The organism is Mesorhizobium sp. M7A.T.Ca.US.000.02.2.1 (assembly GCF_003996995.1).
Taxonomy (GTDB): Bacteria; Pseudomonadota; Alphaproteobacteria; order Rhizobiales; family Rhizobiaceae; genus Mesorhizobium.
In genome coordinates, this window is record NZ_RZTT01000304.1 from 1 (window position 1) to 7,430 (window position 7,430).

The 7,430-nt window shown below is 62.9% G+C and carries 8 protein-coding genes; 5 read left to right on the plus strand and 3 right to left on the minus strand.

The features are described 5' to 3' along the window. Positions 1-886, plus strand: an 886-nt coding sequence (locus tag EOD15_RS24240; protein WP_148129630.1) for an EAL domain-containing protein, incomplete at its 5' end; no start/stop codon positions are given. A 54-nt stretch (positions 887-940) separates the two neighbouring features. On the opposite strand, the gene EOD15_RS24245 is transcribed toward EOD15_RS24240, so the two are convergent. Beyond that, a complete protein-coding gene (locus EOD15_RS24245; RefSeq protein WP_164761719.1) occupies positions 941-1,135 on the minus strand; it encodes a hypothetical protein in 195 nt (64 codons plus the stop codon). Between the two features lie 320 nt (positions 1,136-1,455). Here EOD15_RS24245 and EOD15_RS24250 point away from each other — a divergent pair, with 320 nt between their 5' ends. From EOD15_RS24250 to EOD15_RS24260, 4 genes are all read left to right on the plus strand, one after another. Continuing rightward, on the plus strand, positions 1,456-2,181 hold the full coding sequence (locus tag EOD15_RS24250; protein ID WP_127320528.1) for a 3-keto-5-aminohexanoate cleavage protein: 726 nt from the start codon (positions 1,456-1,458) through the stop codon (positions 2,179-2,181). Positions 2,182-2,271: 90 nt separating this feature from the next. Next, positions 2,272-2,496 carry a hypothetical protein gene (locus EOD15_RS36305; protein ID WP_245463752.1) on the plus strand — a complete coding sequence of 75 codons (225 nt, stop codon included), beginning with the start codon at positions 2,272-2,274 and terminating at the stop codon, positions 2,494-2,496. A gap of 181 nt (positions 2,497-2,677) precedes the next feature. Next, on the plus strand, positions 2,678-2,845 hold the full coding sequence (locus tag EOD15_RS36310; protein WP_210212202.1) for a hypothetical protein: 168 nt from the start codon (positions 2,678-2,680) through the stop codon (positions 2,843-2,845). Beyond that, on the plus strand, positions 2,846-4,399 hold the full coding sequence (locus tag EOD15_RS24260) for a tetratricopeptide repeat protein (RefSeq protein ID WP_127408900.1): 1,554 nt from the start codon (positions 2,846-2,848) through the stop codon (positions 4,397-4,399). 34 nt (positions 4,400-4,433) lie between these two features. Here the strand turns inward: EOD15_RS24260 and EOD15_RS24265 are convergent, their stop codons facing one another. Both EOD15_RS24265 and EOD15_RS24270 read right to left on the minus strand, forming a co-directional pair. Then, positions 4,434-5,531 (minus strand): serine hydrolase domain-containing protein, encoded by a 1,098-nt coding sequence (locus EOD15_RS24265; RefSeq protein ID WP_127408901.1) that lies wholly within the window; start codon positions 5,529-5,531, stop codon positions 4,434-4,436. An 84-nt stretch (positions 5,532-5,615) separates the two neighbouring features. After that, positions 5,616-7,217: an ABC transporter substrate-binding protein gene (locus tag EOD15_RS24270; protein WP_127320525.1), complete on the minus strand. Its 1,602-nt coding sequence runs from the start codon at positions 7,215-7,217 to the stop codon at positions 5,616-5,618. Positions 7,218-7,430: the final 213 nt, after the last annotated feature.

Sequence of the window (7,430 nt, forward strand, 5' to 3'; positions counted from 1 at the left end):
GGCCTGCGCCGACGACGCCTGCTACGCGGCCAAGGCCGCCGGGCGGAACCGATTTGCCGTCTTCTCCACCGATACGGCATCGGGTTCGGTTGGCCTCAACGCGGCGCGCGTCGTCGCCGATACGGTCGATGCCATGGAAGACGGAAGGCTGAAGCTGTTTGGCCAGGAAATCCATCGGCTGGGCCGTCCCTGGCTGGAAAGCCGCCATGTCGAAGTGTTGGCCAGGCTCGCCGCCCGCAACGGCCGGCTGGTGCCACCCGGCGAGTTCATTCCGGTGGCCGAGCGGTTCGGCATCGCGTCGCGGCTCGACCGCTGGATCATCCGCACCGCGCTGTCGCGGCATGGTGCCGCCTTGCGTTCGGGGGCGTTGACGCTTGGCTTCAATCTGTCGGCGCAGACGCTGAGCGACCCGCAGCTTTGGGACTTCGTGGACAACGTCATAGAAGAAACCGGGGCGCCGCATTCGGGCATCGGCTTCGAGATCACCGAAACCGCCGCCGTCACCAATTTCGACGCCGCCGAACAGTTTGTGCGCAAGGCGCGCGAGCGGCGCTGCCGGGTCAGCCTCGATGATTTCGGCGCCGGTATGAGCTCGTTCGAATATCTCCGGCGGTTCCCCGTCGACACGATCAAGATCGACGGTTCCTTCATCGAACACATCACGCAAAGCCGTTTCGACCGCGAGATCGTGCTGGCCATCACCAGCATCGCCCGCAGCCTCGGCTGTGACGTGGTCGGCGAGAAGATCGAACAGCAGGACACGCTGGCCATGTTGAGCGACATGGGCGTCGCCTTCGGCCAGGGATTTTTGCTGCACCGGCCAGAGCCGCTGGAACGAATTGTCGCGCGTGCGACCAAGGGAGCGACGGCCCGCAAGGCATCGTGATCCGGGTGCGGCGAGTTTCAGGCCAGGCCGAACTGACCTGAAACTCGCCGCATTCTATCCGGTTCGCCGCGCCGTCGATTGCGGAAACTCCAGCACTCCAGCCTCGGGTCGCCTGTGCTGCGCTTCCGTCACCGCTTCGATCAACAGATCGAGCGCTTCACAGGCCGCGCGACTCATCTCGTCGTTGCCTTGCAGATAATGATAGGCTCGTTCGAGGTGGATGCGGGCGGCTGAAAAATCGCTGGTCAATGGTCCCTCCATGATCCCGCCCTAGAAGACCTTGCCGGAGACGAGGGAACGCCGGGTAAATATCCACAAGCGGCTTTTATTCAAATGCCGCCGAATGTTGCGGGGAGGCGCGCGGCGTTGATGCTGCCAATCTCCCCCCGTGGGGGAGATGTCCGGCAGGATAAAGGGGGGCGCTGTCCTGCCGACCTGAACAATCAGATTTTCGATCTGTTTCGCAGCCTGCACGCTTGATGAGATTGAAGATCTCCCCCACACGGGGGAGATTGGCGGCTTCACCGCCGCGTGTTTAGACTGTCAATTTCCTGCGCAAGGTGAGACCGATGATCGTCCAGGCCTGCATCAACGGCGCGCGCGTGCGCGATTTCCACCCGAAGCTGCCGCTGACTGCCGAGGCAATGGCCAGCGATGCGGCAGCCTGCGTCGCCGCTGGAGCGGCCGAACTGCACATCCATCCGCGCGGCACTGACGGGCGCGAAAGCCTGGCAGCCGTCGACGCCACCGTGCTGGCGGTGCGCCGGACCTGCCCGGGAACACTGGTCGGCGTGTCGACCGGCGCCTGGATCGAGAACGACGTCGAGCGGACTCGCACGGCGATCGCCGGCTGGCGAGACCTGCCCGACTATGCTTCGGTCAACCTGTCCGAACCGGATGCGCCCGCCGTGATGGAGCTGCTGCGCCAGCGCGGTGTCGGCATCGAGACGGGGCTTGCCGTCGTCGCCGATGCCGAGCGCTTCGTAGCGCTTCCCGGCCACGACCAGGTGCTGCGCATTCTGATCGAGATCGACATCCCGGACCTGTCCGCTGCACTCGACGAAGCGCATGGCATCGCCGCCGTGCTCGAGCGCGCCGGGGTACGGCGGCCGATCCTGCTGCATGGCGTCGATGCAACTGTCTGGCCCTTCGTCAAGCTTGCGCATCGCCAGCGCTGGTCGACACGGGTCGGTCTGGAAGACGGCAAGACGCTCGCCGGTGGCAGGGCAGCCAAGGACAATGCGGAAATCGTCGCGGCGGCCGTTACGATTTTTCGCGGTGCGCCTGCGGTCTGATCGACGCCTCAGTCCTGTCCGCCGACCGGTGCGCGGCAGCGCATCGGTGAGCAGGAATTCCTTCGATCATGCCGGCGACGGGCGCGCGTGATGCTCGCCGTTGCTCAGGCCGCCCGGGCGGCGATGTCTGGGTGTCGGCAGCAGGTTAGCCGACACGAGGACCGCTTCCTGCATCGGCTGACGAAGAAAGAGCGCGCAACGCTGCTGCGCCTCTTGCGCCTGATCTGGACGGACGAAGGCTGGAGGGCGCCTTTTCAAGTAGACGTTTTGGCGATTGCTCAAAAAATCTTATCGATTACAGTCGAACCGCGTTGAGCAAGACTTTGCGCAACTGCCTTACATAGGGGGCGAGTCGATCGGATCGGTTCTGAAGCTGCTTTGGCTTTCCTGGCGAGAGCTGACCTGCGTTGCCGCCTTGCTGGCACTGGCAGGATGTGGCCCGGCTGACGTAAATTTTGCCGACTGCGTTGGCCAAGTCGCCGGTAGCGCTCGGCAAATGGAGGCCTGCACATACGTCATCGACGACGCGGCCAGACGCGTTGATGAGCGCAGCACCGCTTACCTCAGGCGCGGCGCTGGCTGGAGTATGAAGGGCGACGATGGCCGCGCAATCGCCGATATCGATCAGGCAATCCGCCTCGAACCCGCGCAGGTCGACGCCTAGTTGAATGGGGGACTGATCGAGATCCACAAAGATGATTTCGACCAGGCTATGGCCGATTTCGAGAAGGCGATCGGCATCGATCCAAAACGCGCCGACGCCTACAACGGTCGAGGCTATGCCTGGTTCAGAAAAGGCGACAATGATCGTGCTCTTGCCGACTACACTAAGGCGCTCGATCTCGACCCGAAACGAGTCGAAACCTACAACAACCGGGGTGCCGCATTTGCGGCCAAGGGCGACTTGGATCGCGCTATGGCCGATTTCGATCAGGCCATTGGCCTCGACCCCAAGTTTGCGAGTGCTTACTACAATCGAGCGATGGCATGGATTGCCAAGGGCGACTATGACCATGCCATGGCCGACAGTGACCAGGCGGTCAGCCTCCATCCGAGTGCAGATGCCTACACCAATCGAGGTCTGATTTGGGCGACCAAAGGCGATTACGACCGCGCCATGGCCGACTACGACCAAGCCATGGCTCTCGATCCGAAGTACGCGGGCGCTTACTACAATCGAGGCCTGCTATGGTCGCAAAAGGGCAAGCAGGACCGTGCGATGGCCGACTACACCAAGGCAATAGAAGTTGATCCGAAATATCTCCGTGCTTACGTCAATCGAGGCGTGATTTTGGTGGATAAGGGCCAATACGACCGCGCCATCGTCGATTACGATCAGGCCATCACTCTCGATCCGAAATTAGGCATTGCCTACTACAACAGGGGCCGGGCCTGGTTTGCAAAGCACGACTACGACCGAACCATCGCGGACTATAGCCAGGCAATTACGCTCGGTCCGAAAGACAGCGCTGCTTACGGCAACCGCGGCCTGGCCTGGCATAGGAAGGGCAATGATGATCGCGCCATCGCCGACTACGACAAGGCGATTGGCCTCGATCCCAAAGATGCCAAATTCTATATCGGTCGAGGCGAGATTTGGCATAGGAAGGGCAATTACGACCGCGCCTTGGATGACTATAACCACGTCATCGATCTGGACCCGGCGTCCGAAGATTACGGCAACCGAGCCATGGTATTGTGGGCAAAGGGGGACTATGCCCGCGCCATCGCTGACTATGACAAGGCGACCAGTATCGATCCGAAATATGCCTATGCCTTTCTGGGTCGGGGCATCGTCTATTTGTATTCGGACACGCCTGCCAAGGCGCAGGTGGATTTCGAGCAAGGGGCGGGGCTGGCGCCCGACAACGCCTATTTTGCGATTTGGCTGGACATCGTGGAGCGGCGCAACGGAGCGGCGGGCCATTTGCAGGATGCAATCGGCAAGCTCGACATGACGAAGTGGCCGGCGCCGGTGGTTCGCATGCTGCTCGGCGAGAAGACGCCGGCCGAAACGCTGGCCGCCGCCGATGATCCGGACGCGGCTACGAAAACCGGACAGGTGTGCGAGGCCAATTTCTACACTGCCGAACTCAGCCAACTCCATGCATATAACGATGAAGCTTTGCGGCTTTACCGGCTCGCCGCCAGCGATTGCCCGAAGGATTTCTATGAAAGCATCGCCGCCAACGCCGCGCTTCGCGCTCTGGCGCCATGAGGCGAATGTAGCGGCGCAGAATAGGCCCTACCCTTCATCCAAGAGCTATCCTGATCGCCTTATCGACCACCGGATGGAGGCCACTGGCCTGGAAGGACAGCCGGTTGCCGGAGCCGACATTGCTGGTCATGGCGATGGTCAACCCCGAGATCGGATCGTGCAGCATCACGGCGACATAGCCGGGAATGCTGCCCTGGTGGCCGTAGAAGGCGCGGTCGGCATAGATGCTCTGGAACATGCCGGCACCGGTTTCGCGCATGCGAGTGCCTGGAAAGCTTGCCGGCACACGGTGCTCAAACATCTCGGCGAAGAACGGTGGCGACAGCAGCTTTCCGGAAAACAGGCCGCGCATGAAACCCACCATGTCGGACGACGTCGACACCATGTCGCCACAGCCATAGGCAGCGCCGAACGGGAAGGAATCGGAAGAATCCTGCAAGTCGTCGGAATAGGGCAGCACGCCGTCCATGCGCCACATCTCGCCGCCCGAGGCGATGTCGGTGGGAGCATTCGCTGGCGGCGGGGGGCGGTGGTAGTAACCACGCACCATCGACTTTTCCGGAAAGGCTTCGGTGGCCGGCGACCAGGTGTTTGTCAGGCCGAGCGGGTGCAGCACCGCGCTTCTGACATAACCGCCCAGCGACTGGCCGGAGACAGCCTCGATCACCATGCCGGCCAGAACATAGCCGGTGTTGTTGTAGACGGCGGGCCCGCCCGGCGCCTTCTGCTTGTCGGAAACGAAGGCTATGTCGACCAGCTGTTGCGGCGTCCATTGCCGGCTCGGATCCATCGGAATGTAATATTCGAACTCGGGCAGGCCGCTGCGGTGGTTGATCAGCTGGCGCACCGAAATGTCTTTTGCTCCTGGGAGGTCGGGAAACCAGGAGGCGATCGGCGCGCCTAGGTCGAGCTTGCCGTCCTGAGCGAGCTTGACCAATGCGGCGGCGACGAAGGTCTTGGTGCAACTGCCGATCTTGAACAGGCGGTCGGGCGAGACGGCAACGCCATGCTCCCGGTCGGCGAGGCCGACGGTGATGGCGGTTGGTGCGGCGCCTGTCGAGTAGGCGAGCGAGGCGCCCACCGCCCCATCGGTGAGATAGGTCTTGAGTAGGGCATTCAGGTCTTCACGCATGGATTCTGCTTTCGCCGCCAAATTACTGGTTTTATTCATGTCGGTGCGCCCTCGGGCCAAGCCCGAGGGCAGGGTCGCCAAGCTTCACTCCGTCATATCGACCGCGGCAAAGTTCTGCCGGCCGAAGGGGTCGAGCACGTAGTTGAGCACGCTCTTGCGGATCGGGATCGCCACCACCGAATGGGCGATCGGCGCCACCGGCACCTCGACCTTCAGGATCGCTTGCGCCCTGGCGTAGATGTCGGCGCGCTGTTTCGGATCGGCGGCGACGCGGCCGTCCTGCAGCAGTTTCTCGAAGGCCGGATCGCACCAGCGCGAGCGGTTGGAGCCGCCCTTCACGCCGTCGCAGGACAGCAGGTAGCTCAGCATGTTGTCGGGGTCGCCATTGTCGCTGCTGCCGCCGAGCAGATAGGCGTCCTGTTCGCCCGCCGCGGTGCGCTTAAGATATTCGCCCCATTCAAAGCTGACGATCTCGGCCTTGACGCCGACTTTCGCCCAGTCGGCCTGGATCATCTCGGCCATGCGCTTGGCATTGGGATTGTAGGGCCGCGATACCGGCATCGCCCACAGGCTGATTTTCAGGTCGCTCTCGTGGCCGGCTTCCTTCAGCAGCGCCTTCGCGCCATCCGGGTCATAGTCGATGCCGGCATCGGTGACGGCGCCGATCTGCGCCGGCGGCACGACGCTGCCGGCGACCGTGCCGGCGCCGGCATAGACGGCGTCGACGATCGCCTTGCGGTCGACGGCCTTGGCCAGCGCCATGCGCACGCGCACATCGCCGAGCGGCTGATGTTCGACATTGAAGCCGAGAATGCCGATGTTCTGGCCCTTGAGGTCGAGCACGGTGATGTCGGGATCGGTGCGCAAATCGGCGACGGCGCTTGGCGGCGGCGGGGCGGCGACCTGGCACTCATTGGCCTTAAGACGCTCGACGCGCGTGGTCGGTTCGGGCGTGACGGCGAACACCAGCGTGTCGATCTTCGGCGCGCCGCGCCAGTAATCCTTGTTGGCGGCGTAGCGGATCTGGCTGTCGGGCACATAGGCCTGCAGCACGAACGGGCCGGTGCCGACGGGCTCGCTATCGATCAGTTCCGGCGTGCCGGCGGCGACCATCTTTTCGGTCTGCTCCAGGGACAGGATAGAGAGATAGTCGAGAGCGATGCCGGGCAGGAAGGTAACATTGGCAGCCGTCAGCGTGAAGCGCACGGTGTGGTCGTCGACCTTGTCTATCTTGTCGATCAGCGTGCCCATGCCTAGTGCGTTGAAGTACTCGTAAGCGCCGCCGCCGAGCTTGTGGTAGGGATTGCTGGCGTCGCGCTGGCGGTTGAAGGTGTACAGCACGTCGTCGGCATTGAACTCGCGCGACGGTGTAAAGTGGTCGTTCGACTGGAATTTCACGCCGTGGCGTAGGTGGAATGTGTAGATCTTGCCGTCGGCTGAGACCTCCCAGCTTTCGGCCAGCGCCGGCCCGACCTCGGTCGTGCCAGGCTTGAACTCGACCAGCCGGTTGAAGATCGTCTTGGCGGCGGCATCCATGGTGGAGTCCGCCGTGCCGATCGCCGGGTTGAAGGTTTCGGGATTGGCTTCCGAGCAATAGACCAGGGTTTTGGCGTAGGCCTGTCCGCCAAGAAGGACGGACGAGGCCAGCAAGGACGAGGTAAGGACTGCGCGCAGAACGGATTTCATCGCAAACGCTCCTGATGACACTTTACGGGTTGAGGGAAGGGCAGGCCGGTGAAGTTCATGGCGTCGCTGCCGGGGTGATGAAACGGTCGGGCGCAAGCGCGGCGGAGATGATACCGCGTGCCGTGAGATCGTCCGGCAGCGGCTGGCCGCGCAGCAGCGCCGCACCCAGCCGCGCCAGCGTCAGCGACACCTGGAAACCGTAGCCGCCCTGGC